Source organism: Microbacterium hominis NBRC 15708 (assembly GCF_001592125.1).
Taxonomy (GTDB): Bacteria; Actinomycetota; Actinomycetes; order Actinomycetales; family Microbacteriaceae; genus Microbacterium; species Microbacterium hominis.
Genome location: NZ_BCWI01000002.1, coordinates 214,370 through 240,311, shown reverse-complemented (window position 1 = coordinate 240,311; position 25,942 = coordinate 214,370). Strand labels below are relative to the sequence as shown.

General features: G+C 71.6%; 20 protein-coding genes. 15 read left to right on the top strand and 5 right to left on the bottom strand.

Annotated features, from left to right (window positions below; genetic code table 11):
• Nucleotides 1–212: 212 nt before the first annotated feature.
• The 5 genes from MHO01S_RS04680 to MHO01S_RS04660 all read left to right on the top strand — a co-directional run bounded on the left by MHO01S_RS04680 (nt 213) and on the right by MHO01S_RS04660 (nt 5,018).
• Nucleotides 213–665, top strand: coding sequence for an Lrp/AsnC family transcriptional regulator (locus MHO01S_RS04680; RefSeq protein WP_060958383.1), 453 nt, complete (start codon nt 213–215; stop codon nt 663–665).
• 108 nt (nt 666–773) lie between these two features.
• The gene (locus MHO01S_RS04675; protein ID WP_060958384.1) at nt 774–2,009 is read left to right on the top strand and encodes a sensor histidine kinase; all 1,236 of its coding nucleotides are present in this window, start codon (nt 774–776) and stop codon (nt 2,007–2,009) included.
• On the top strand, nt 2,006–2,662 hold the full coding sequence (locus MHO01S_RS04670) for a response regulator (RefSeq protein ID WP_060958385.1): 657 nt from the start codon (nt 2,006–2,008) through the stop codon (nt 2,660–2,662). The genes MHO01S_RS04675 and MHO01S_RS04670 overlap by 4 nt, the downstream gene beginning before the upstream one ends.
• A gap of 128 nt (nt 2,663–2,790) precedes the next feature.
• Nucleotides 2,791–3,552: an ABC transporter ATP-binding protein gene (locus MHO01S_RS04665; RefSeq protein WP_060958386.1), complete on the top strand. Its 762-nt coding sequence runs from the start codon at nt 2,791–2,793 to the stop codon at nt 3,550–3,552.
• Nucleotides 3,549–5,018, top strand: coding sequence for an ABC transporter permease (locus MHO01S_RS04660; protein ID WP_061781894.1), 1,470 nt, complete (start codon nt 3,549–3,551; stop codon nt 5,016–5,018). Before MHO01S_RS04665 ends, MHO01S_RS04660 begins: the two co-directional genes overlap by 4 nt.
• Nucleotides 5,019–5,059: 41 nt before the next feature.
• Here the strand turns inward: MHO01S_RS04660 and MHO01S_RS04655 are convergent, their stop codons facing one another.
• Nucleotides 5,060–5,593: a hypothetical protein gene (locus MHO01S_RS04655; RefSeq protein ID WP_060958387.1), complete on the bottom strand. Its 534-nt coding sequence runs from the start codon at nt 5,591–5,593 to the stop codon at nt 5,060–5,062.
• A gap of 39 nt (nt 5,594–5,632) precedes the next feature.
• On the opposite strand from MHO01S_RS04655, the gene MHO01S_RS04650 reads away from it, so the two are divergent.
• Complete coding sequence (locus tag MHO01S_RS04650) at nt 5,633–6,274, top strand: 2-phosphosulfolactate phosphatase (protein WP_061781893.1); 642 nt, start codon at nt 5,633–5,635, stop codon at nt 6,272–6,274.
• A gap of 144 nt (nt 6,275–6,418) precedes the next feature.
• Here MHO01S_RS04650 and MHO01S_RS04645 read toward each other — a convergent pair whose 3' ends face one another.
• From MHO01S_RS04645 to MHO01S_RS04635, 3 genes are all read right to left on the bottom strand, one after another.
• A complete protein-coding gene (locus tag MHO01S_RS04645; RefSeq protein ID WP_061781892.1) occupies nt 6,419–6,928 on the bottom strand; it encodes a SprT-like domain-containing protein in 510 nt (169 codons plus the stop codon).
• A gap of 29 nt (nt 6,929–6,957) precedes the next feature.
• Nucleotides 6,958–7,479: a hypothetical protein gene (locus MHO01S_RS04640; protein ID WP_060958389.1), complete on the bottom strand. Its 522-nt coding sequence runs from the start codon at nt 7,477–7,479 to the stop codon at nt 6,958–6,960.
• Between the two features lie 106 nt (nt 7,480–7,585).
• The gene (locus MHO01S_RS04635) at nt 7,586–8,449 is read right to left on the bottom strand and encodes a spermidine synthase (protein WP_061781891.1); all 864 of its coding nucleotides are present in this window, start codon (nt 8,447–8,449) and stop codon (nt 7,586–7,588) included.
• Between the two features lie 159 nt (nt 8,450–8,608).
• On the opposite strand from MHO01S_RS04635, the gene pxpA reads away from it, so the two are divergent.
• The 6 genes from pxpA to MHO01S_RS04605 all read left to right on the top strand — a co-directional run bounded on the left by pxpA (nt 8,609) and on the right by MHO01S_RS04605 (nt 22,726).
• On the top strand, nt 8,609–9,364 hold the full coding sequence (gene pxpA / locus MHO01S_RS04630; RefSeq protein WP_061781890.1) for a 5-oxoprolinase subunit PxpA: 756 nt from the start codon (nt 8,609–8,611) through the stop codon (nt 9,362–9,364).
• Nucleotides 9,361–10,995, top strand: a complete 1,635-nt coding sequence (locus tag MHO01S_RS04625; protein WP_061781902.1) for a 5-oxoprolinase subunit B/C family protein — start codon at nt 9,361–9,363, stop codon at nt 10,993–10,995. The genes pxpA and MHO01S_RS04625 overlap by 4 nt, the downstream gene beginning before the upstream one ends.
• A 262-nt stretch (nt 10,996–11,257) precedes the next feature.
• Entirely contained in the window at nt 11,258–14,758 is a 3,501-nt protein-coding gene (gene rpoB / locus MHO01S_RS04620) for a DNA-directed RNA polymerase subunit beta (protein WP_060958392.1), read from the top strand.
• 39 nt (nt 14,759–14,797) lie between these two features.
• Entirely contained in the window at nt 14,798–18,673 is a 3,876-nt protein-coding gene (gene rpoC / locus MHO01S_RS04615) for a DNA-directed RNA polymerase subunit beta' (RefSeq protein WP_060958393.1), read from the top strand.
• A gap of 177 nt (nt 18,674–18,850) precedes the next feature.
• Entirely contained in the window at nt 18,851–19,450 is a 600-nt protein-coding gene (locus MHO01S_RS04610) for a hypothetical protein (protein WP_060958394.1), read from the top strand.
• A gap of 90 nt (nt 19,451–19,540) precedes the next feature.
• Nucleotides 19,541–22,726: an ATP-binding protein gene (locus MHO01S_RS04605; protein ID WP_061781889.1), complete on the top strand. Its 3,186-nt coding sequence runs from the start codon at nt 19,541–19,543 to the stop codon at nt 22,724–22,726.
• 3 nt (nt 22,727–22,729) lie between these two features.
• Here MHO01S_RS04605 and MHO01S_RS04600 read toward each other — a convergent pair whose 3' ends face one another.
• On the bottom strand, nt 22,730–23,392 hold the full coding sequence (locus MHO01S_RS04600) for a hypothetical protein (RefSeq protein WP_060958396.1): 663 nt from the start codon (nt 23,390–23,392) through the stop codon (nt 22,730–22,732).
• Between the two features lie 127 nt (nt 23,393–23,519).
• Between MHO01S_RS04600 and MHO01S_RS04595 the strand changes: the two genes are divergently transcribed.
• From MHO01S_RS04595 to MHO01S_RS04585, 3 genes are all read left to right on the top strand, one after another.
• Nucleotides 23,520–24,473, top strand: coding sequence for a hypothetical protein (locus MHO01S_RS04595; protein ID WP_060958397.1), 954 nt, complete (start codon nt 23,520–23,522; stop codon nt 24,471–24,473).
• The gene (locus tag MHO01S_RS04590; protein ID WP_061781888.1) at nt 24,473–24,964 is read left to right on the top strand and encodes a DUF6121 family protein; all 492 of its coding nucleotides are present in this window, start codon (nt 24,473–24,475) and stop codon (nt 24,962–24,964) included. Before MHO01S_RS04595 ends, MHO01S_RS04590 begins: the two co-directional genes overlap by 1 nt.
• A 128-nt stretch (nt 24,965–25,092) precedes the next feature.
• On the top strand, nt 25,093–25,758 hold the full coding sequence (locus MHO01S_RS04585; RefSeq protein ID WP_060958399.1) for a hypothetical protein: 666 nt from the start codon (nt 25,093–25,095) through the stop codon (nt 25,756–25,758).
• Nucleotides 25,759–25,942: the final 184 nt, after the last annotated feature.

Here is a 25,942-nt window from a genome sequence, read left to right as displayed (position 1 = left end):
ACGAGCGGCACCATGGGTCGGTCGTCTTCGACGAGCGGCACCATGGGTCGGTCGTCTTCGACGAGCGGCACCATCGGTCGGTCGTCTTCGACGACCTCGGGCTCTCCGATGACGGACTTCGTGGGCGTGTAAAGGGACATGGTGGGCACCTCCGCTCGTCGAGACAGGAATATTTACGGCAAGACTGCCTTGCATCGGATATTCTTCCATGCATGGAAGATGATGTCGACCGTCGGGTCGTGGCCGAGGTCTCGCGAGACGGCCGGATGACGCTCGCCGACCTGTCCGCCGCGGTCGGGCTCTCGATCTCCGCCGTCCAGGCCCGCCTCAAGCGGCTGGAGTCGCGCGGTGTCGTCACCGGCTACCGCGCGCTCGTCGACGCCGAGGCGGTCGGGCGCCCGCTGGCCGCCTTCATCGAGATCACGCCGCTCGACCCGGCTCAGCCCGACAACGCCCCCGAGCTCCTCGAGCACCTCGACGCGATCGAGGCCTGCCACTCCATCGCCGGTGACGCCAGCTACATGCTCTTCGCCCGTGTCGCGTCGCCGCGCGCCCTCGAAGACCTCGTGCGTGAGATCCGGCTCGCCGCCGCGGTCCGCACCCGCACGACCGTCGTGCTGCAGACCTTCTACGAGCACCGACCGCTGGTGCCGCAGTCGGGCTGACGGCGCGGACCGCGCGGACCAAGCGGTCCGATCCGGCCCGGCGCGCGCCGACGGCGATACATCGCTCGATGGATGCCGCCGCGCGCGGCGGTCGCGTAGCGTCGTAGCGTGTTTCGGACGCTGACCCGCATGCAGCTGACCGTCGACATCGTCGCGGCCGGCCTGTTCGCGCTGTTCGCACTGTTCGCGACGCTCGTGCCGTCCGACGGGATCGGGTCGGCGATGGTCCCCTCGCGGGTCGCGCTGATCGTCGCGCTCGCGCTCACCCTCGTCTTCTCCGGGGCCGCCGCGGTCCGCCGCCTGGCACCCGAGCTCGCCCTCGCGGTCTGCTGGGCCGCCGCGGTCCTCCAGATGGCCACCGGCCTGCCGCCGCTGCCGGCGAACATCGCCATCTTCGGGGTGCTCTACACGACCGCGGCCTACGGCGCGCGGCGCACCTTCTGGTTCGGGTTCGCGTCGTCGCTGCTGGGGGCGGTGGCCATCGCGATCTACATCATCGTCATGCCGCTCGTGCTCGGTCAGTGGACCACCAGCGGCATCGGCACCTACGTCTTCGCCACCGCGGCGACCTTCGCCTCCGCCGCCTTCGCCCTCCTGCTCGCCTGGACCGCCGGCGCCCTGGTCAGAACGAGCCTGCGCGCCCGCGAGAACCGTCGCGCGCAGGAGCTCGCCGAGGCCACCGCCGTCGCCGAGGCGGAGCGCACTCGCATCGCGCGAGACATGCACGACGTCGTCGCCCACTCTCTGGCCGTCGTCATCGCCCAGGCCGACGGGGCGCGGTACGCCGCGGCATCCGACCCCGCCGTCGCCGCCGTGACGCTCGGCACCATCTCCACGACGGCCCGCGCCGCGCTCTCCGACGTCCGGATGCTGCTGACCCAGCTGCGCCACACGCAGGCGGAGGGCCCGCAGCCGACCCTCGCCGACCTCGAGCAGCTCTACGCGCAGGTGCGTGCGGCGGGTGTGACGCTCCGGGTCGACGTCGATCCGGCGCCGGTCGGGGAGGTGCCCGCGGCCGTGCAGCTCGCGGTGTTCCGCATTCTGCAGGAGGCGCTCACGAACGCGCTCCGCCACGGCGCCGATGCGGCCGTGGGCGTCGATCTCGCGTGGCACGCTGGGGGAGTGGACCTGACCGTGCGCAATCCCGTCGCCCCTGTCGAGACCGCGGGCGGCTCCGTCGCCGGCGACCGATCCGCCGAGGAGTACCGCGGGCACGGCCTGATCGGCATGCGCGAGCGTGCGCAGCTGGTCGGAGGCCAGCTCGACGCGAGCCGGCAGGGCGCCCTGTTCGTCGTGCGGGCGCGGCTGCCGATCGCGCCGTCCGCCGCCGGGGGACAGGCATGAGCGCCCCGATCAGGGTCGTCCTCGTCGACGACCAGGCCCTCTTCCGTGCGGGGATCCGCATGGTGATCGACTCGCAGTCCGACCTCGCGGTCGTCGGCGAGGCGGGCGACGGCGCCGAGGGCGTGCGCGTCGTGCGCCAGACCCGGCCCGACGTCGTGCTGATGGACATCCGGATGCCGGTGATGGACGGCCTCGCCGCGACGGCCGAGCTCCTCGCCGATCCGACGCTGGCCGCCGATCCGCCCCGCATCGTCATGCTCACGACGTTCGACCTCGACGAGGCGGCCGCGCGGGCGATCCGGCAGGGGGCCAGCGGCTTCCTCCTCAAGGACGCCGACCCGGAGTTCCTGCTCGCCGCGATCCGGACGGTGCAGTCGGGATCGGCGGTCATCGCCGCCTCGGCGACCCGCGAGCTGTTCGCCCAGTTCTCCGAGCCGTCGCGCACCATCCCCGAGACCTTCACTGAGCTGACGGATCGCGAGCGCGAGATCTTCGCCCTCGCCGCCCGAGGACTGTCCAACGCCGAGATCGCGCAACGGGAGTTCCTCTCCGAGGCGACCGTGAAGACGCACATCAGCCGCATCCTCGGCAAGCTCTCCCTCCGCGACCGGGTGCAGCTCGTCGTGTTCGCCTTCGAGCACGGGCTGGCCTGACCCGCGGATGACCCGCCGGTCGGCGGCGGGGCCGCCCCCGACCGTCCGGGTGCGTCATCCTCGCGATGTACGCGTTCGCGACCGCAGGCCGACGCGGTGCCCGTAGTCGCGTCCGTAGCGTGAGGGCTATGGAGATCACGACCACCGAGCTGGGCCTCGCCGCCCGTGTGCAGAGCGTCACGAAGACCTACGGAGCCGGCGAGACGGGGGTGCGCGCACTCGACGGCGTGACCGTCGGCATCCGTCGCGGGGAGTTCACCGCGATCATGGGGCCCTCCGGGTCGGGCAAGTCCACGCTCATGCACATCATGGCCGGACTGGATGCCGCCACGACGGGCCGTGCCTGGATCGGCGACACCGAGATCACGGGGCTGTCCGACCTCGAGCTCACCCTGCTGCGGCGCCGGCGCATCGGCTTCGTCTTCCAGTCCTTCAACCTCGTGCCGACCCTCGACGCGCTGAGCAACATCCTGCTGCCGTTCGACCTCGACGGGCGCCGGCCCACGGCGCTGGAGCGCGCCCGCATCGAGGGCCTCATCGACTCCCTCGGCGTGCGCGATCGACTGCGGCACCGCCCCCACGAGCTGTCGGGCGGGCAGCAGCAGCGCGTGGCGATCGCGCGCGCCCTCGCCACCGCACCCGACCTGGTGTTCGCCGACGAGCCGACCGGCAACCTCGACTCGCGCTCCAGCCGTGAGGTGCTCGCGCTGCTGCGGACCGCGAGCCGCGAGCACGGGCAGTCGATCGCGATGGTCACCCACGATCCGATCGCGGCCGCCCACGCCGATCGCGTCCTCTTCCTCGGGGACGGGCGGGTCGTCGCCGACAAGCCCCGGCAGAGCGCGGAGCAGGTCTCGGCGTTCATGCTCGCGTCCGAGGTGGCGGTGTGAGCGCCGCCGTGGCCGATCCGGTCTCGCTCGGCGCGCCGGCGGCGATCTCGTCCCGCGCGTCGCGGCTCGCGTGGGTGCGCGAGCGGGGGATGGGCGCGACCGTGCTCGTCGCCGCCATCTCCGCGGCGTTCGGTGTGCTGCTGCTCACCGCGACGGGCTACATCGCGGCATGGGCGCGCTCCGACCCGTATCTCGGCAACAGCGAGACGGTCGCGATCGTGCTCGGCATCCTCAGCGTCCTGCTCGTCGGCGTCGCCGTATACGTCGCCGCGATCGTGACGGCGAACACCTTCGCGACGATCGTCGCCGGGCGCACCCGTCACATCGCCATGATGCGCCTCATCGGCGCGTCCGCTCGTGCCCAGCGCCAGGAGGTCGGCCGCCAGGGGCTCGGCGTCGGGATCATCGGTGCCGCCGTCGGTCTGGCGGTGGGCACCGCGGCCGCCGCCGTCCTGGTGCGCCTCGCCGACGCGCTGCTGGGCATCACGGCCGGCTACGCCGTCGCGCAGCCGGTGCTGCTGCTGCCCGCCGCCGTCGTCGCGCTGACCACGTGGGCGGGTGCATGGAGCGGATCGCGGCGGGTGCTGACCGTCACCCCGCTGCAGGCGCTCGCCGGATCGGCCCCGCGCACGCACGAGCAGACCCGCTCGCCGGCGCGCGATGTCGCGGCCGTGATCCTGTCGTTCGCCGGGGCGGCGCTGTTGGCCGGAGGCGTCGTCGTCGGGCTCGTGTCGCCGCTCGGCGTCATCGTCGCCTTCTTCGGCGGCATCCTGTCCTTCACCGGCCTGACCCTCGGCGCCGTCATCGTCATGCCGCCGCTGCTGCGCCTCACCGGACGCCTGTTCGGACGGTCGGCGCCGGCGCGCCTCGCGGCCGAGAACGCCCTGCGCTACTCCGAGCGGGCGAGCCGCATGGCGATCGGGGTGGTCATGGGCGTGACGCTCGTCGTGATGTTCGCGGTCGCCGGCGCGTCGGTCAAAGCCGTGATGGCGTCGTCGTCGGGGGGAACGCCGCCCGCGGAGCTCGATCGCGTGCTCGACACCTTCGCCGCCATCATGATGGGACTGGTCGCCGTCTCGGCGGTGATCGCCGCCGTCGGCCTCGTCAACCTGCTGACGATCGGCGTCGTCCAGCGACGTCGCGAGCTCGGACTGCTGCGGGCCCTCGGCCTCTCCTCCCGCCAGGTGCGACGGGTCGTGCTGCTCGAGGCCGTGCACGTCACCATCACGGCGCTCACCTTCGGGCTCGTGCTGGGCGTCGCCTACGGGTGGGTGGCCGCGCAGTCGCTGCTCGGCTCGGTGGCCGTGCCGCCCGCGCTCTCCGCGCCGACGCTGGTGGTCCCGGCCGTGCCGTGGATGCCGGTGCTCGTCGTGGTGCTGGCCACTGCGCTCCTCACCGTCGTCGCGACGGTCGTCCCGACGCGGTTGGCGACGCGGGTGACGGCCGTGGAGGCGCTCGCCGAGTGAGGACCCGGATGCCTGGGGGTGTCCGGTGCCGGCTGTCGCGGTCAGGCTTCGACCGCGACAGCCGGCGATTCGTCGCGGTGGGCGTCGGGGTCGAAGGCCCAGGTCGGCGCGAGCGCGGCGAGGCGGGCGCCGCGCCACTGCCACGTCGCCCAGAGCACCGGCCAGAGCGCGGGCGCGGCGGCCCCGCCGATCACGAGCCGGTCGCGCCACAGCGTCTTCGACGGGTCGCCCGGCGCCGGCGCCACCGCCATCTGGTGGTCCCACACGTCGAGGGCGGCCAGCGGTCCCGTCAGCGGGATGCCGCTGTCGCGGAAGATCCGCACGGGGCCGTGGGCGTCGACCGTGTGCCGCTCGCTGACGTGGATCAGCTGCGATCCGAGCGGGACGACGCCGGCGACGCTCATCGCCACCGGGACGTCGGCGCCAGGCACGAGTCTGGTCGGCAGGCCCTCGGCGGCGAGGGGCGCGAGGTCGAGGAACGGACCGTAGAGGTCGGCGACCGTGCGCGGTGAGTGCAGGGCGCGCCACGCGGCATCCGCATCGCAGTCGAGGACGAGCTTGAGCATGATCCGCATACCGCCAGTCTCGCACCGGTGCCCCCGTAGCCTGGAGACATGGCCTCCCCGTTCGATCAGTCCCGGTACCAGGTGCGCCTCGAATGGGGTGCCGACGGCCTCGATCGCGTCGCGGCGTCCGACGTCGTGGTCGTCGTCGACGTCCTGCGGTTCTCCAGCACGGTCGCCCGCCGCGTCGCGACCGGAGACGCGGTGGCGCTGGACGACGCCGCGCACGCCGCGTCGGTGAACGGTGCCGCGATCGCGGCGCGTGCGGGCGCGACCGGCGCCGTCGTGCTGCTCGGTGCGCTCGTGAATGCGGCCGCCGTGGCCGACGCGATCCTCGCGGAGCAGCGCCGCCGCGGCGCGCGCACGAGCATCCTCGTGCTCGCCGCCGGTGAGCTTTCCGGCCGCGAGTCCGATGCGCGGCTGCGGTTCGCCGTCGAGGACCTGCTCGGCGCGGGAGCCGTCATCGACGCCCTGGGTGCGCGCGGCATCGACCACACGTCGCCCGAAGCCGCCGCCGCGGGCGAGGCCTTCCGCGGGCTGCGGCCCGCCGTGCGCCACCTCCTCACGGCGAGCGGCTCGGGACAGGAGCTCATCGGACGTGACGCGCGTGACGAGGTGCTCGCGGCCGCAGAGGTGGATGCCGCGGCATCCGCGCCCGTCCTGCGCGCGGGCGTGTTCGTGGCCTACGCCTGACCCGGCGCTTCGGGGTGCTTCCGCTCGGCTCGGGGCGTTTCGACTCGCTGCGCTCGCTCAACGACCGGGGCCCCGCCACCCCCTCCGGTCGTTGAGCGAGGAGCGCAGCGACGAGTCGAGACGCGGCGCCCGGCAGCGGCGCCGTCAGCGCCCGGCGCCGACGGTCTCGCGCGGTGTCATCGCCGCGCGCCGCGTGGCCGAGGAGATCTCACGCCGGGTCCAGGTGAACAGGAACCGGTCGTCGAACGAGCGCGAGCACCGGGCGCACGAGGTGGGGCGCGTCGCGCGGCGGTGCCGATAGGCGACGTGACCCGCGGGGCACACGCCGACCCAGGGGGCGAGCTCGGTGGCCGTCTCGCCGTGGTGGGTGGTTCCGCCCGTGTAGCCGAGTGCGCGCGCCGTGCGTTTCCACGCCGCCCCGTGGCCGGTGCGCGGTCCGGCGAGGGCGTGGGCGACCTCGTGCAGGAGCGTCTGCCGGTTGGTCTCGTCGTCGTAGCGGGCGGCGAGGTAGCGCGACACGGTGATGCGCCGGCGGGTGTAGTCGCAGGCGCCGGCCCGTCGCTTCGCGTTGTCGAACGCGAACGTCCAGGAGGTGTCGAGATGCGCGTGGATCAGCTCTTCGGCCTCGCGCCGGACGACGTCCAGATCGGTCATGCGGTCACGCTAGAGAGGGGCTGCGACATTCAGCTGGCGACAGCCGTGCGACGACGATCGGCGGCCTCGATGGCGAGCAGCGTCGACTCGAGCTGCTCCTCGGGAGCACCCGCCTGCTGACGCAGGAACAGGGCGCGCTTGAAGTCGGCGCGCGCGTCGGCGAAGTCCTCGGCCTCGTAGCTCACCTTCCCGCGGTGCTGGAAGGCGAACGCGGCCAGGGCGGCCCACCCTTGGCCCTCCGCCTCCTCGGCGCAGGTCGTCAGCTCCTGGTGCGCTGCCGCGAACGCCCCGCGGAACTGCAGCACGCTCGCGTGCAGGATCCGTGCGCGCAGCAGGTCTTTGCGCGTGCCGCCCATGCGGGCGACCCGCACCGACTGCTCGGACACGACGAGCGACTCGTCGAGGCGATCGAGCACCTTCAGCAGCCAGACCCGCTCGAGGAGCGCGGGAAGGCTCCGCTGGTCGCCGAGTTCGTCGAGGCGTTCCCGGCAGTCGACGGGGTCGACGATCTCCCGCAGGGTCTGCGGGTCGTATCCCTTGATGTAGCTCATCGGCAGCCCCCTCCTCCGTCTGGATCGCGCGGGCGTGCGGCGCGCCCGTCCAGTCTCACCCGACCGTCGCGGCGAGCCCGTGCGCACACGCCGCGCCGCCGGATTCTCAACGCTCGAAGACCGATGCGGCGGGCTTGGGGGATGCGGTGGCGTCGGCATCCGTCGCGACCTGCGCGCCCCGGGCGAACTCGTCGAGCTCGGCGCCCTGGGCCACCTTCGCCGGGTGGGGGCCCGCGGCCATCAGGCGCGGGAGCCACTCGATCGGAAGGGGCGACGGCGACGCCGCGATGACGAGGTTTCCGAAGCGGCGCCCCTTGAGGGTCTGCACCTCCGCGAGGACGATCACCTCCGGCAGCACCGCCCGCACCGTCGCGACCTCGCGGCGCGCGAAGGCGAGGCCGGCGCCGTCGGCCACGTTGACGAGCAGTACGCCGTCGGGAGCGAGCAGGCCCGCGAGGATGCGGAAGTACTCCACCGTCGTCAGGTGCGCGGGAGTCTGCGCCCCGGCGAAGACGTCGGACACGACGAGGTCGGCGGCGCCCTGCAGCCCGGCCGGCAGTCGGGCGGCGACGTCGCGGGCGTCGCCGATCCGCACCCGTATCTGCGCGCCGCGGGGGAGCGGCAGCTGCGCGCGGACGAGGTCGACGAGCGGCTGCTCCAGCTCGATCACCTGCTGGCGCGAGCCCGGCCGCGTGTGCTCGACGTAGCGGGGGAGGGTGAGGGCGCCCGCGCCGAGGTGGACGGCGGTGAGGGGCTGCCCCGGCATCCGGAGACGGTCGATGACCGCGCCCATCCGTGCCACGTACTCGAAGTGGAGGTGGCTGGGGTCGTCCAGGTCGACGTGCGACTGCGGCGTGCCGTCCACGTCGAGCTCGTACCCGCCCGCGAACCGGCTCGGCACGACGCGCGCGAGCGTGCCGTCGGACAGGCGCGCCTGCGGTCCGTCGTCCTCCACGCGTGCCCGGGCCATGCCCCCACGCTACCGGGCGTGCCGGGTCGGGAGCAGCGTGCACAACTCCGCCTCGACCTGCCCCATCACCTGCGAGAGCCTCGTCTTGCAACAAGGAGGAGGAGTTGTGCACGTCGGCTGCGTGCGCCGCGCCGAGGACCCCGCGGGTACGCTCGGAGCGTGGCGGTCATCGATCTCAACGCCGATCTGGGCGAGACGGTCGACGGGGTGCCCACCGGCGACGACGACGCGATGTTCGCGGTGATCTCGAGCGCCTCGATCGCCTGCGGCGGCCACGCCGGCGACGCCGCCGCGATGCGCGCGGCGGTCGAACGCTCCACGGCGACGGAGGTCGCGATCGGCGCGCACCCGTCCTATCCCGACCGGGCCGGCTTCGGGCGGGCGCGGCTCGCGATCGGCCCGGCCGACCTGCGGGCGAGCCTCGACGCGCAGCTGTCCGCCCTCGACGCCGCGGGCGCCGACATCCGCTACGTCAAGCCGCACGGCGCGCTCTATCACGCGGTCCGCGACGACGCGGCCCACGCCGGGGCGGTCGTCGGCGCCGTCGCCGCGCTGTCCGCCCGGCTCGGGCGCGCCGTCCCGATCCTCGGCCTCGACGGCCTCATCGCCGCCGAGGCGGCGCGCGCCGGGCTGCCCTTCCGTCGCGAGGCGTTCCTCGATCGCGGCTATCTGCCCGACGGCACGCTCGTCCCGCGCGGGGCACCCGGCGCCCTCCTCCACGACCCGGGTCAGGTCGCCGACCGCGCCCTGCGGCTCGCGCGCGACGGCGTGGTCGAGGCCGTCGACGGCACCCTGCTCGACACCGGCGCGGTGTCGCTGTGCGTGCACGGCGACTCCCCGGGCGCGGTCGAGATGGCCCGCGCCGTGCGGCGCGCCCTGGATGCCGCGGGCATCGCGGTCGCGCCGCCGTGGTGACCGACGCCGTCTCCGTCCGCCCGTTCGGCGACCGCGGCCTGCTCGTCGAGACGGATGGGCTCGAGCGCGTGCTCGCCCTCCACGCGCGGCTGTCGTCCGGGCGCATCGACGGGGTCGTCGACCTCGTCCCGGCCGCGCGGACGGTGCTGGTGGTCGTCGATCCCGCCGTGCTGCCGCTGACGGCGGCGCGAGCGTGGATCGCCGCGGCCGTCGCCGACGGGACGCCCGCGCCGGCGCGCACGCCCCGCACGGTCGAGATCCCGGTGGTCTACGACGGCGACGACCTCGCGGAGGCGGCATCCCTGCTCGCGATCCGCCCCGCCGAGCTGGTGCGCCGGCACGCCGCTGCGCGCTGGACGGTCGCCTTCACGGGCTTCGCGCCGGGGTTCGGCTATCTCGTGAGCCCCGACTGGCGATTCGACGTGCCGCGACGTGCACGTCCGCGCCCCCGTGTTCCGGCCGGCGCGGTCGGCCTCGCCGGCGCGTTCTCCGGCGCGTACCCCCGCGCGACGCCCGGCGGGTGGCAGCTGATCGGCACGACCTCGGCGCCGCTGTTCGATCCGGATGCCGCGACACCCGCGCTCCTCCAGCCCGGCGATCTCGTCCGCTTCGTGCCCCTCTCCGCCGCCTCCGCGACGCCCGCCGTGTCCGCGAGACCGCGATTGCGCACCGAGACATCGCATGCCGAGCGTGGTCTCGGTGCGCCGATGGTTTCTCACGGGCGCGCGGCAGCGCACGCGGGCGGACGATCGGATGCGGCCGCGATCCGCGTCCTCGCGCCGGGGCTGCTCGCCACCGTGCAGGACCAGGGGCGGCCGGGCGCGCTCGCGGCGGGAGTCGCGGTCTCCGGAGCCGCCGACCGGGCGGCACTGCGCACCGCCAACCGGCTCGTCGGCACCGACGAGAACGCCGCCGGCATCGAGATCACGATGGGCGGGTTCCGCGCCGTACGCGAGGCCGCGGCATCCGACGACGTCTGGTTCGCGGTCGCCGGGGCGTGGGGTCCGGTCCTCCTGGACGGTCGCCCGGTCGACCCGTATGCGGCCCATCGCTGGCCGCCGGGTGCGGAGCTGCGCATCGACTGGTTCGATCACGGCGCGCGCGGCTACCTCGCCCTGCGCGGCGGCGTCGAGGCCGCGCGGCTGTGGGGCTCGCGCGCGACCGACACCCTCGCCGGTCTCGGGCCGCCGCCGCTGTCGACGGACACGGCGCTCGTCGTCGGCGACGCCGTGGCGGGGCCCCTCCCCGCCGACGACCTGCGGCCGTGGAGCCCGCCCGGCGCCGACCTCGAGGTCGCGCTCGCCCCCGGCCCGCGCGCACACCTGGTCCGCACGCTCGCGCCGCTCTACGACGCCGTGTGGACCGTGTCCGCACAGGCCGACCGCGTCGGCATCCGTCTGGACGGACCGGGGCTCGAGCGCACCGACACCGCCGAGATCCCGAGCGAGGGGATGCTCCCGGGGGCGATCCAGGTGCCCCCGGACGGGCGCCCCGTCATCCTCGGGCCCGACGGTCCGGTGACGGGCGGCTATCCCGTCGTCGCGGTCGTCACGGACGCCGACCGCGACGCGCTCGGCCAGGCGCGACCGGGCACCCGCATCCGCTTCCGCCACGCACGGACGGTCCTCTGAGCGGCTCCGCACGGTGCCGGGCGGACGCCACGTCGCGCGTTTATACCGCAGCATCCGGCACGCGTCAAGAATCGACTGGACATGGCGCGTCGCCCGGACTATAGTGGGTAGTTGCGCTCCCTTCCCCCATGCCCTCATATGGTGGTCGGCTTGTGCCTGTGCGCCCCCGACATGTCGGGGTGTGTTGCGCAGGAGTGGAACGGAGCACTCCACCTGACGACAAGGAAACCAGCCCCTGCCCGGGCTCATGGAGGTAATCCCCTTGGCTGCTGCGCGCAACGCAACCAATTCCACCACCACCCCCAAGAACGGCCGCGGCGCATCGCGCCTGTCGTTCGCCAAGATCTCCGACACGCTGACGGTCCCCGACCTTCTCGCGCTGCAGACGGAGTCCTTCGACTGGCTCGTCGGCAACGACGCCTGGAAGGCTCGCGTCGCAGAGGCGAAGGAGACCGGTCGCACCGACGTGCCCGAGACCAGCGGCCTCGAGGAGATCTTCGAGGAGATCTCGCCGATCGAGGACCTCGGCGAGACGATGCAGCTGAGCTTCACGAACCCGTACCTGGAGCCGGAGAAGTACTCGATCGAGGAGTGCAAGGAGCGCGGCAAGACGTACGCCGCGCCGCTGTACGTCGAGGCCGAGTTCATGAACCACCTCACCGGTGAGATCAAGACCCAGACGGTCTTCATGGGCGACTTCCCCCTGCAGACCGGCAAGGGCACGTTCATCATCAACGGCACCGAGCGTGTCGTCGTCTCCCAGCTGGTCCGCAGCCCGGGCGTCTACTTCGACAAGACCCCCGACAAGACCAGCGACAAGGACATCGTCTCGGCGCGCGTCATCCCCAGCCGTGGCGCATGGCTCGAGTTCGAGATCGACAAGCGCGACCAGGTGGGCGTGCGCATCGACCGCAAGCGCAAGCAGTCCGTCACCGTCTTCCTCAAGGCCCTCGGCCTGTCGAGCGAGGACATCCTCGCCGAGTTCGCCGGCTACGAGTCGATCGCCGACACGCTGAGCAAGGACACGATCCTCACCAAGGAGGACGCGCTCCGCGACATCTACCGCAAGCTCCGTCCGGGCGAGCAGGTCGCCGCCGAGGCCGCCCGCGCGCTGCTGGACAACTTCTACTTCAACCCGAAGCGCTACGACCTGGCCAAGGTGGGTCGCTACAAGATCAACCAGAAGCTCGGCCTCGACAAGCCGCTGAGCGACTCGGTGCTCACCGTCGACGACATCGTCGCGACGATCAAGTACCTCGTCGCCCTCCACAACGGCGACACGACGATCCCGGGTGTCCGGGGCGGTCAGGCCGCGGAGATCCGTCTCGACGTCGACGACATCGACAACTTCGGCAACCGTCGCATCCGCGCCGTCGGCGAGCTCATCCAGAACCAGGTCCGCACGGGTCTGTCCCGCATGGAGCGCGTCGTCCGCGAGCGCATGACCACGCAGGACATCGAGGCCATCACGCCGCAGACCCTGATCAACGTGCGCCCGGTCGTCGCCGCGATCAAGGAGTTCTTCGGAACCTCGCAGCTGTCGCAGTTCATGGACCAGAACAACCCGCTCGCGGGTCTGACCCACAAGCGCCGCCTGTCGGCCCTGGGCCCCGGCGGTCTGTCGCGTGAGCGCGCCGGCGTCGAGGTCCGCGACGTCCACCCGTCCCACTACGGCCGCATGTGCCCGATCGAGACCCCGGAAGGCCCGAACATCGGTCTGATCGGCTCGCTCGCCTCGTTCGCCCGCATCAACGCGTTCGGCTTCATCGAGACGCCGTACCGCCGCGTGGTCGAGGGCAAGGTCACCGACCAGATCGACTACCTCACGGCATCCGAGGAGAACGACTACATCGTCGCGCAGGCGGGCGCCGAGCTCGCCGCCGACGGCTCGTTCGACACCGAGCGCGTCCTCGCCCGCCGCGGCAAGGGCGGCGAGGTCGACCTGTTCCACGCCGACGAGATCGGCTACATGGACGTCTCGCCGCGCCAGATGGTGTCGGTCGGCACCTCGCTCATCCCGTTCCTCGAGCACGACGACGCCAACCGCGCCCTCATGGGTGCGAACATGCAGCGTCAGGCCGTGCCGCTGCTGCGCAGCGACTCGCCGTTCGTCGGAACCGGTATGGAGGGCTACGCCGCGATCGACGCCGGTGACGTCATCACCGCCGACAAGGCCGGTGTCGTGATGGAGGTCTCCGCCGACGTCGTCACCGTGCAGCTCGACGAGGGCGGCACGAAGGACTACTTCCTGCGCAAGTTCGACCGCTCCAACCAGGGCAACTCCTACAACCAGCGCGTCATCGTCTCGGCGGGCGACCGGGTCGAGGTCGGCGAGGTCATCGCCGACGGCCCCGCCACCGAGAACGGCGAGCTGGCGATCGGGAAGAACCTGCTCGTCGCGTTCATGACGTGGGAGGGTCACAACTTCGAGGACGCCATCATCCTCAGCCAGGACCTCGTCAAGAACGACACCCTCTCCTCGATCCACATCGAGGAGTACGAGGTGGATGCTCGCGACACCAAGCTCGGCAAGGAGGAGATCACCCGTGACCTCCCCAACGTCAGCCCCGACCTGCTGAAGGACCTCGACGAGCGCGGCATCGTCCGCATCGGCGCCGAGGTGCGTCCCGGCGACATCCTCGTCGGCAAGGTCACGCCCAAGGGCGAGACCGAGCTGAGCGCCGAGGAGCGCCTGCTGCGCGCGATCTTCAACGAGAAGAGCCGCGAAGTCCGTGACACCTCGCTGAAGGTGCCCCACGGCGAGCAGGGCACGATCATCGCCGTCAAGGAGTTCAACGCCGAGGACGGCGACGACGAGCTGGGCTCGGGCGTCAACCGTCGCGTCGTGGTCTACATCGCCCAGAAGCGCAAGATCACCGAGGGTGACAAGCTCGCCGGCCGTCACGGCAACAAGGGCGTCATCGCGAAGATCCTCCCCGTCGAGGACATGCCGTTCCTCGCGGACGGCACGCCGGTCGACGTCGTGCTCAACCCGCTCGGCATCCCGGGTCGAATGAACTTCGGCCAGGTGCTGGAGACCCACCTCGGGTGGATCGCCAAGCAGGGCTGGAAGGTCGAGGGCACCCCGGAGTGGGCCGTGCACCTGCCCGAGGAGGCCCGCGAGGCCGCTCCCGGCACGAAGGTCGCGACCCCGGTGTTCGACGGCGCGCACGAGGCGGAGATCGCGGGTCTGCTCGACTCGACGCTGCCCAACCGCGACGGCGAGCGTCTCATCGACAGCTCGGGCAAGACGACGCTGTTCGACGGCCGCTCCGGCGAGCCGTTCCCGGCGCCCATCTCGGTCGGCTACATGTACATCCTGAAGCTGCACCACCTCGTGGACGACAAGATCCACGCGCGTTCGACCGGCCCCTACTCGATGATCACCCAGCAGCCGCTCGGTGGTAAGGCGCAGTTCGGCGGTCAGCGCTTCGGTGAGATGGAGGTGTGGGCCCTCGAGGCCTACGGCGCCGCGTACGCGCTCCAGGAGCTCCTGACGATCAAGTCGGACGACATCGTCGGCCGCGTGAAGGTCTACGAGGCCATCGTCAAGGGCGAGAACATCCAGGAGCCCGGCATCCCCGAGTCGTTCAAGGTGCTCATGAAGGAGATGCAGTCGCTCTGCCTGAACGTCGAGGTCCTCTCGGCCGACGGCACCGCGGTGAACCTCCGTGACACGGATGACGAGGCCTTCCGCGCCGCGGAGGAGCTCGGCATCAACATCTCCAGCCGTTTCGAGTCCTCGTCCATCGACGAGATCTGACCCGGCCGTTACGAAACTTTCTGAGACACAGGAGAACCAGTGCTCGAGTCCACCACTTTCGATCAGCTTCGCATCGGCCTGGCCACCGCTGACGACATCCGTCGTTGGTCGTACGGCGAGGTCAAGAAGCCCGAGACCATCAACTACCGCACCCTGAAGCCCGAGAAGGACGGTCTGTTCGGCGAGCAGATCTTCGGACCTTCCCGCGACTGGGAGTGCGCCTGCGGCAAGTACAAGCGCGTCCGCTTCAAGGGCATCGTCTGCGAGCGCTGCGGCGTCGAGGTCACCAAGAGCTCGGTCCGCCGTGAGCGCATGGGCCACATCGAGCTCGCCGCCCCCGTCACCCACATCTGGTACTTCAAGGGCGTGCCCTCGCGCCTCGGATACCTGCTGGACATGGCGCCGAAGGACCTCGAGAAGGTCATCTACTTCGCCGCGTACATGGTGATCTCGGTCGACGAGGACGCCCGCCACCGCGACATGCCCACGCACGAGGCGAACCTCCGCCTCGAGATCAAGAACCTCGGCGACCGCCGCGACGCCCGTGTGGCGACGCGTCTGGCCAAGCTGGAGGAGGAGCTCGCGGCCCTCGAGGCCGAGGGCGCCAAGGCCGACCAGAAGAAGAAGGTCAAGGACGCCGCCGAGAAGGAGATGGCCTCCATCCGCAAGAACGCGGACGACCAGGTCGCCAAGCTCGAGCGCATGTGGGACGAGTTCCGCGGCCTCGAGGTCGGCCAGCTCAAGCAGGAGGACGACGTCTTCCACGAGCTGCAGGACCGCTTCGGCCAGTACTTCGAGGCCTACATGGGCGCGGAGTCGATCCAGCGTCGCCTCCAGGCGTTCGACCTGGCCGCCGAGGCCGAGTCGCTGCACCTGCAGATCTCCGAGGGCAAGGGCCAGCGCAAGATCCGCGCGATCAAGCGCCTCAAGGTCGTCAACTCGTTCCTGCAGACCGGCATGAGCCCGGCCTCCATGGTGCTCGACGTCGTCCCGGTGATCCCGCCGGAGCTGCGTCCGATGGTCCAGCTCGACGGTGGCCGCTTCGCCACCAGCGACCTGAACGACCTGTACCGCCGCGTGATCAACCGCAACAACCGTCTCCGTCGCCTGATCGACCTCGGTGCCCCCGAGATCATCGTCAACAACGAGAAGCGGATGCTGCAGGAGGCCGTCGACGCGCTGTTCGACAACGGCCGCCGCGGTCGCCCCGTCACCGGCACCGGCAACCGTGCGCTGAAGTCGCTGTCCGACATGCTCAAGGGCAAGCAGGGCCGCTTCCGTCAGAACCTGCTCGGCAAGCGCGTGGACTACTCGGGCCGTTCGGTCATCATCGTCGGCCCGCAGCTCAAGCTCCACCAGTGCGGCCTGCCCAAGCAGATGGCGCTGGAGCTGTTCAAGCCGTTCGTGATCAAGCGCCTGATCGACCTCGGTCACTCGCAGAACATCAAGGCGGCCAAGCGTGCCGTCGAGCGCACGCGTCCCGAGGTCTGGGACGTGCTCGAGGAGATCATCCGCGAGCGTCCCGTGCTGCTCAACCGTGCGCCCACGCTGCACCGTCTCGGCATCCAGGCCTTCGAGCCTCAGCTCGTCGAGGGGAAGGCCATCCAGCTGCACCCGCTCGTCTGCGCCGCCTTCAACGCGGACTTCGACGGCGACCAGATGGCCGTGCACCTGCCGCTGTCGGTCGAGGCCCAGGCCGAGGCCCGCGTGCTGATGCTCGCGTCGAACAACATCCTCAAGCCGTCGGACGGCCGTCCGGTCACCCTGCCTTCGCAGGACATGATCATCGGCCTCCACCACCTGACCACGGTCAAGGAGGGCGCCGCGGGCGAGGGTCGCGTGTTCGGCTCGGTCGGCGAGGCGATCCTGGCGAAGGACGAGGGCACCCTCGACCTGCAGGCCAAGGTGCGCATCCGCATCCCCGGTCTGACCTTCCTCGAGGGCGAAGCCCCCGAGGGCTACGAGCGCCACGGTCTCGTGGACGCCTCGCTCGGTCAGGCGATCTTCAACGACACGCTCCCCAAGGGCTACCCGTTCGTGCGCGAGCAGGCCGACAAGGGCAAGCTGTCGCAGATCGTCAACAAGCTGGCCGAGGAGTACCCCAAGGTCGAGGTCGCGGCATCCCTGGACCGCATCAAGGACGCCGGCTTCTACTGGGCCACGCGCTCGGGTGTCACCGTCGCGCTCAGCGACATCCTGACCCCGCCGAACAAGGGCGAGATCATCGCCAAGTACGAGAAGCAGGCGCAGAAGGTCCAGGGCCAGTTCGAGAAGGGTCTCGTGACCGACGCCGAGCGTCGTCAGGAGCAGATCAAGATCTGGACCGAGGCGACCGACGAGGTGCAGGCGGCCATGAAGGCAAACTTCCCGGCCGACAACACCATCAACCGCATGGTGAGCTCGGGCGCCCGTGGTAACTGGCTGCAGATCCGTAACATCGCCGGTATCCGAGGCCTGGTCAACAACACCAAGGGTGAGATCATGCCCCGCCCGATCATCTCCTCGTACCGCGAGGGGCTGTCGGTCGCGGAGTACTTCACCGCGACGCACGGTGCCCGTAAGGGTCTGGCCGACACGGCCCTCCGTACGGCCGACTCGGGCTACCTGACGCGTCGTCTCGTGGATGTCTCGCAGGACGTCATCATCCGTGAGGACGACTGCGGCACCTCCAAGGGCCTCGAGTTCACGATCGCCGCTCCGGGTGCCGACGGCACACTGGTGCGCGACGCGAACGTCGAGAACTCGGTGTTCGCCCGTACCCTCGCCGCCGACGTGGTCGCGCCCTCGGGCGAGATCGTCGCGGAGGCCGGGGACGACGTGGGCGACGTGCTCATCGACAAGCTCGTGGCCGCCGGCGTCGAGACCATCAAGGTCCGCTCGGTGCTCACGTGCGACTCGGCCGTCGGTGTCTGCGCGAAGTGCTACGGCCGTTCGCTCGCGACCGGCAAGCTCGTCGACATCGGTGAGGCCGTGGGCATCATCGCGGCGCAGTCGATCGGTGAGCCCGGCACGCAGCTGACGATGCGTACCTTCCACACCGGTGGTTCCGCGTCGGCCGACGACATCACGCAGGGTCTGCCCCGTGTGCAGGAGCTGTTCGAGGCGCGTACCCCCAAGGGTGCGTCCCCGATCGCCGAGGCCGACGGTGTCATCAAGATCGATGAGACCGACAAGGCCAAGAAGGTCATCCTGACGCCCGACAACGGCGACGAGCCGCACGTCTACCCCGTCCTGAAGCGCGCGACGCTTCTCGTCGAGGAGGGCCAGCGCGTCACGGTCGGTCAGCCGATCCTCGTCGGAACGCTCGACCCCAAGGAGGTCATGCGCGTGCAGGGTGCCCGCGAGGTGCAGAAGTACCTCGTCGGCGGCGTGCAGGGCGTGTACCGCTCGCAGGGTGTGCCGATCCACGACAAGCACATCGAGGTCATCGTGCGCCAGATGCTGCGGAAGGTCACCGTGGTCGACCACGGCGACACGACGCTGCTTCCGGGTGAGCTGGTCGACTTCAAGCGCTACCAGCAGATCAACCGCGAGGCCGTGGCCGAGGGCAAGCGCCCCGCGTCGGGCCGTCCGGAGCTGATGGGTATCACGAAGGCGTCGCTCGCGACGGAGTCGTGGCTGTCGGCGGCATCGTTCCAGGAGACCACCCGCGTCCTGACGCAGGCGGCCATGGAGGGCAAGAGCGACCCGCTCGTCGGCCTCAAGGAGAACGTCATCATCGGAAAGCTCATCCCCGCCGGCACCGGCCTTGCGAAGTACCGCAACGTCGTGGTCGAGGCGACGGAGGAGGCCAAGAGCGAGCGGTACCCCAACCGCATCTTCGCCTCGGACGGCGCGTACAGCGACGCCGACCTGAGCTATGTCGACTTCGACAGCTTCTCGACGGACGACTTCACGCCCGGCACCTACAACTGATCGCGAGCGAAGGGCCCCAGGACGCGTTCCTGGGGCCCTTCTCCGTTCCCGCGAGCCGCCACACCCCGGCCGAGCCGCCATCCCCCGGTACGTCCGGGCGATGGCGGCTCGCACGGATGTTGGCGGCTCGCGCACGGCGCGGAGGGTGACCCGCGCGGGGCGGGCTAGCCTGAGGACATGGCCCGGATCGGCGGCAGGAACGCCCTCTTCGCGTGGGTCGTCGGCATCGGATGCGCGGCGACCGTGGGTGCCTTGGCGTACCTCGCGATCCCGATGATCCCGGCATCCGTCTCGTGGGTCGGCGGCGCCGTCCAAGGGCCGGCCACCTCGAAACCGGTCGCGGCCGCCGACGACGAAGCAGCGGGCGTCCCCACCGACTGCGCCGGACTGTACGACGAGGCCCTCTGGGCCGCGCTGCGCTTCACCCGGGGCGCGGTGCTCACCCCCTCGACCGACGCGCCGACCACGACGGTCGGCCAGCTCGTCACGGCGCTGCAGCCGCAGGTCACGTTCACCTGCTTCTGGCACGCCGACGCCGGCAGCGTCTCCACGACGCTCGCGACGGTGCCGACGGATGCCGGACCTCTCGCCGCCGCCGCGCTCCCCGCCGCGGGGTTCTCCTGCACGACGGAGAAGGAGCGCACCCGCTGCAGCCGGACCGACGGCGACCTCACCGAGACGATCGAGGCCGGCGGCGGGCTGTGGCTGTCCACGAGCGAGAACGCGTGGCATCCGTCGGACTACGTGACCCGCACCGCCAAGCGCGTCTGGGGATGACCGCCACCGCGTCGGCGTCGGGCTCGGCGTCCGCCTCGGCGTCGCTATGCTGAGCGGAAATGTCAGCGCGATAAAGGGCGAGGATCTCGGATGGGATTGGTGTTCGATCTCGCCGAGGCATTGAATCTCGGGTGGGGGGCGGCCACCGGCGAGGCCGCGACCTCGATCCGTGAGGCCCTCGCCGATCGCGCTTTCCGCCGTGCCGTCGTCGCGGACGTGGAGCGGTCGGCGGGGACCTCCTCCGCGGTGCTCACGACGAAAGTCGCGAAGCACCCCTCTTTCCTGGCGTGGCTCGGCGCCGGCGCGGCATCGCCCCTCGATGAGTATCTCGACGACGACACGCTGCGCGCGCTCGGGGTCCGCGATGCGGCCGACGCGAGTGTGATCGGCGCGGCGCTTCGTGAGAGTCTGCGCGCGAGTGCGATCCGTTTCGCCTCGTGGACCGAACGTCAGCTGCTCGCCGACGCGGCGGCGATGCAATCGTCGCTCGGTGTCATTCAGGAGCTGCTGACCGCGCACCTGCTCGCCTCCACGTCTCGCGCGTTCGCCAGTCACGGTCGATACACCGCACTGCTGCAGCGTCGCAGCGGCGGCCAGGTCGCCGGCGCCCACGAGTACATCGACCCCGCACCGGATCATCCGGCGCACCGCGAGAACATCTGGCGTCGACTCTCCTCGGACGACGGCTGCGCCCTGCTCCTCAAAGGAGTGGGGGGCGCGGGAAAGACCCGGTTGCTCCTCGAGATCGCCGCTCGGGCGCATCGCACCGGCTGGCATGTCATCCATCTCCTGCACACGCCGTCGAGCACCGTCAGCGACCTCGAGGCCGTGGTCCTGGCCAGCACCGCGCCCGTACTCGTCCTGATCGACTATCCCAATGAGCTCGACGGGTTCGCGCTGCACGAGCTACGCGACCAGCTCCTGCCCGAGGCGCGCGATCACGGCATCCAGGTGTCGTTCCTCGCCGCGGCGCGCCCCGGCTGGCTCGCGACATCGCCCGACCTCGGCCCCTTCGAGATCGTGGCCATCGACAACAGCGAGCAGCATCAGCAACGTGTCTCCCACGCCATCGCGTTGTCCGTCGCCCCCACCGCGGCCGTTCAGCTGGGGGACGAAGAGTTCCGACGGCTCGTCGGGTCGCGTCCCATGATCGCGACCCTCATCGCCCGCCAGCTCGAGGCCCTCGCGCGGGACGCTCCGCTGCGCGCCAGCGAGACGTCCGCGATTCGCAGCGGTGATCTCGGTGACTGGCTGCGCCGGAGGTTCGCCGACGACGGCTACGCGGGCACACGGACCGCGCGACTGGCGGAGCGCAGAGAGTTGCCGCCCGCTCTCTGCGTCGCGGTGGCCCTCGTCGCCGCCACCCCCTCCTCGACGGATGTCGCGCTGCGCGGCGCGAGCGGGGTCTGCGAGGCCGTGGGCGAGCACGATCCGGATCTCTTCGCCCGACGCACGCTGGATCATCTGGTGACGGCGGGGTGGGTCGCCGTCGCCGACGGCCAAGTGGCCTCGATCCACGACACCGTGGTGGATCACCTGATGTCGGAGGTCGTCGAGAGCGACATCCAGAACGGGCGCCGCGAGTACGCGGGCGTGGTGTTCACCTCGGTGGCCGCTCACCTCCCCTCCGCGGCGAGCCTGCTCCTGCACCTCCAGCGCTACGCGACGGATGCCGCCACCTCCGGGCGTGCGACCCCGCAAGAGCGCTCCCTCTATCTGCGGGGCTGGGCGGAGGCGGCCTTCCCGGTCCTGCGGGCCGCCGTCCTCCAGACGAACGACGGCGAGCTCGCGGCCGTCCTGCGACTCCTTCTCGATCCTCGCTTGAGGACGGAGGACACCGCCGCACTGGTCGGCGACTGCTGGCGCGAGTGGTGCCGGCTCCACGGCTCCGAGGAGACGGCGCAGAATGTGCTCGCGTCGCTCATCGGCAACGTCGAGTTCAGTCGACTCGAGTGGGTTCGGTCGGCTGTCGAGGAATGGCTCGCTCTCTACGGCACCCGGCCGTCGGCCCTCATGCTCATCGCCAGGATCGCCGGCACCGCGACGAGGCAGGACAGCGAGTGGGTCAGCTCTGTGATCGTCCCGTGGCTCAGCGCGAACGAGGCGGCGCCGCAGGCGCGTCGCGTCCTCGTGACGCTCGTCCAGTCCCCCGCGGCGGCTGGGATGCCCACCGTGCGCCAGAGCACCGCCAGGTGGCTCGAGGTCAACGGCGACGACGTCGATGCGCGTACGGTCCTGGCCGAGATCGTCGGTCACGCGCCGTTGTATCCCGCGGATGAACTTCAAGGGTGGGTCTCCTCCTGGCTGGCGCTCCACGGGCGCACACCGGAGGCTCGCGGCGTTCTCTCGAGACTGGTCGGTCAGAGTCTGCTCTGCACCGAAGAGTGGGTACGCGTCGCGGTCGAGTCGTGGTTGGAGGTCTGGGGCACGTCGAGAGAAGCCCGCAGCATCCTGGGCAATGTCATCGCGCAGAACCAGCTCCGCACGCAGCCGTGGGCACAGGCGGCCGTGTCCCGCTGGCTCGACGCCTACGGCGATTCCGCGGAGGCGCGCGTGATCATCACCCGCCTCATCGAGCAGCCCGACCTGCGCGAGAGGCAGTGGGTGCAGACCGCGCTGCGCACCTGGATCGACGCGCACGGCGACGACGCCGACACGCTCGACGTCCTGGCGCGAGTGATCGAGCAGGATGACTTCGCGTCCGCCGACTGGGTGCATTCCGATGCCCGCCGGTGGCTTGAGGCCCACGGAACGGAGAAGGGCGCCCGCGGCATCCTGCTTCGTCTGCTCGAGAACGACGACCTTCATGTCGTGCCCTGGGTCCACGACGCCATCCGACGGTGGCTCGACCATCACGGTGCGTCCGCCGATGCGCGCCCGCTGCTCGCTCGTGCCTGCCAACGGGAGGCGCTGCGCACCGCGCCGTGGGTCGAAGACGCCGTGCGCAGGTGGCTTCAGGACCACACGATGGATGCCGGTGCTCGAGAGCTCCTCGGAGCCCTGCTCTACGACGCCGACTACCGGCGCGCCGCCTGGGTGCTCGACCCCGTGCGGTCGTGGTTGCGGGTGCACGGGACTCGCCCCGAGGCCCGGTCGCTCTTGAAGCACCTGCTGTACTTCCCCGCACTGGGGGCGACGGACTGGGTCCAGGGCGCCGTGGACACGTGGGTCGCCCACAACCCCCGCGACCGGGCGGCCACCGTGTTGATGCGGGAGGCGCGACGAAACCGTCACCGGGACGATCGGTGGGGCGCTCTCAGCGCGTGGGAGGGATGACGGCTACCGCGTCGGCGTCGGGCTCGGCGTCGGGGCGCTCGTCCGCGGTGGAGATCCCGCCGGCGGCCACAGCGCGTCGATGACCGCGTCGGTGTAGCCGGCGGGAGCGAGGTTGGAGTACTGCGTGTCGACGATGACGCCGTCGCGGTAGAACAGGGTGCGTCCCTCCTCCACGGCGAGCGTCGGCGACTGCCAGGTCTTCTCGCAACGGATGCCGCCGTGCGGCTCGTAGCACGTGTAGCCGTCGTTGCCGAGGGCGTAGAGGGCGTCGCGCGCCTCACGATCGGGGGAGTAGCCGATGAGGGTCACGAGCCGTGTGGCGACCGCCCCGGGCTCACCCCAGACGCACACCCGGGTGCTGTCGGAGCGGATGCCGCCGCCCATCCCGTCCGCGTTCAGCGGTACTCCCTCGAGCTCCTTCAGCACCGTCGCCGTGAGGATGTCGCGGCATCCCTGCGGGAGGTCGGCGGGCAGCGCGGTCGTGGACGTCGAGGCGCCCATGGGGAACGCGGCGAGGGTCAGCGCGGGAGAGGGGGTCGCGGGGGCCGCGCTGGCCGTCGCGCCCGAGGTCGTGGCGCCGCCGTCCGGCACGCCGGCGCAGGCGCTGAGACCCGTGACCGCGAGCAGCGTGAGGCCGAGGGCGGCGAGGCGAGGGCGAACGGTCATGCGCTCACGATAGGCGGCCCACGGGCGCCGGGGGTCGAGACACGTCGGCATGGCTCCGCTCCGGCGCGCGGGGTGCGGGTTACGCTCGCTGTGCGGCGGCACACGTCCCGCGTGAGGAGCACACGCCATGAGCGACCCCAAGTACGGCGAACCGATCGAGGAGCCGACCCCGGTCGAGACCACGTCGGTGGACGACGCCGTCGCGAGCGCCCATGCCGGCCTCGCCGACGCGGAGGCCGCCTCTCGGGAGGCCGCGGTCGACGAGCCCGTCGTGTCGGCTGAGCCCGCGGACGCCGAGGTTCACGCCGCTCCTGCCGCCCCGGTCGCGGACGCTCCCCGCGACGCCTCCGAGACCGTCGCCGCGGCCGAGACGGCGCCCGCCGCCCCGGTCTACGGCTCCTCGTACGCCGACGACCCGGTCGATGAGGCCTATGTGCCCGGTGCGTACTCCGGCGCCGCGGCGGAGACCGTCGTCGTCGCCGAGCCCGTCGCTCCCGTCGTGGCGCCGGCGCCGCAGCCGATCTTCGTCCAGGCCCCCGAGCCGCCGCGTCTGCGCGGCAACCGCGGTGCGGCCGGTGCGATCGGCCTGCTCGCCGCCGTCTCCTTCGGGGTGCTGTACCTCGGCGCGGCCCTCGGACTGAAGGCCATCACGGGTGACGTCACGGGAGCCAACATCGGCACGGCGGCGCTCGCGGCCGTGCAGTCGTGGTGGCTGTGGGTGCCGGTGGTCGTCTTCTTCCTCGGGTTCTGGCTGCTGGGCGCGATCATCAACCGCGGCCGCTGGGGTCACTGGGTGGTCTTCGGTCTGCTCGTGGGCGTCGTGGCGTATGCCGGCCACCTGCTGGGGCAGCTGTTCCAGGCTCCGTTCTGGACGCTGACGGCGCGACAGGGTGCGGATCTCGTCCAGGGCCAGCTGCTGGCGCCGCTCGCGATCGTCGCCTTCGTGCTCGGCCGCGAGCTCACGATCTGGTTCGGCGCCTGGGTCGCCGCGCGCGGCAAGCGCGTGACGGAGCTGAACGACGAGGCGCAGCGCGAGTACGAGCGCACGCTCGAGGCGGGCCCGCGACTGCACCAGAGCTGATGTCGGGGTCGCGCGATCCCCGCGCCGGAGACGGCGGCGGCGTCGCGCCCCCGATCGCGACGGCGTTCGCCGTCGTGGGCTTCTTCGCGCTGCTGATCGCCGGGTTCGGCATGCTGAGCCTGTTCAGCGGCGCCGAGGTGCTCCCGGTGACAGGGCTCGGGCAGCTGCCCGGCGTGGGCGGTGCGGTGCTGGCGCTCGCGGCCTTCGCGTCGACGACGTGGCTCGCCGTCCGGCCGGCCCGACCGCGGTACGTCGCCGTCCTCACGGTCGTCGTCGCGACGTTCCTCGCCTATCTTCTCGGCGTGCTGGTCGGGGCGGTGCTCGGGGGCACGGATGCCGCGCGCACCGCGGCTGCGATCGGCGGGTTCGCGACCTCGTGGTTCGCCGTGGTCCTGGCATCCGCCGCCCTCGTGGCGGGCTGGGTCGCCGTCGCCCTCGTGCGCACCGGTGCCGATCGTCCGCGCTGGCCGTGGGAGGGCGACGAGGACTGAGCCCCGCGCGGCCGAGGACGCCGCGGGCACACCCCCGCGGCGTCCTCCGAGCAGGATTCGACAGCGCCTGCGGCGGATGCCGCGACGCAAATCCGCCGTGAACCGCCCGGAACCGCGACAATGGACCCGTGGAGCGGTCGATCGAGACCCAGGTCAGCCAGGCGGTGGACGCGTGGCTGCGCTGGCTGCCGCGCTGGGAGCCCTCCACGCATCGGGGCCGCGTCGCGCCGTGCCGGCGCTGTTTCGGCTCGCCGGTGCTGTCGGCGGCGGGTCTCGGCTCCGACGTCCCGCACGGTGTGCAGCATGGGCTGTCGACCCGCATCAAGACCATCGTCGACCACGCGGTCGCGGACTACACGTCCCGCAACCTCCCGATGCTGCAGGCCGAGCTCGACCAGCAGGCGGCGCGCAACCGCGCCCGCAGCTACCGTCCCGCGGAGGGCCTGGACCCCGAGTTCGAGGGCCTGCCGATGGATCCCGATCCCGTTCCCGGGGCGCCCTTCCTGTTCACCATCGGCGGTCTCGCCGAGGAGGCGGACGCCGACATCCCCGCCCTTCCGCCCCTGAGCGACGAGGCGAAGGCCGCCCTGCGCCAGGAGGTGGGACTCGCCGACGACTACGCGAACATGGTCGGTCGCGAGGTGTGCGCCGTGCTGCTGCACCACCGGCTGCGCATCCAGGCCGCGATCGCCGAATACGTCGAGCCGCAGATCACGGCGATGCTGGAGGAGCTCACGCGTTCGCTGGATGCCCCGTTCGACCCGCACGCCGACCCCGGCCTGCCCGACCTGTAGCTCCCCGCCCCCCGCCCCCGCGAGCCGCTATCCGTTCGCCGAACCGCCACCGCGCGGCCCGTCCGGAGCGTGGCGGCTCGGCCGGGACGTGGCGGCTCGGCGGAGGGGCTATCCGGGGGTTTTGTTAGCATGGCCGGGTCGTCGACGTCGTCGGGGACCGGGTCCGTGAGATGACTGAGGGGTG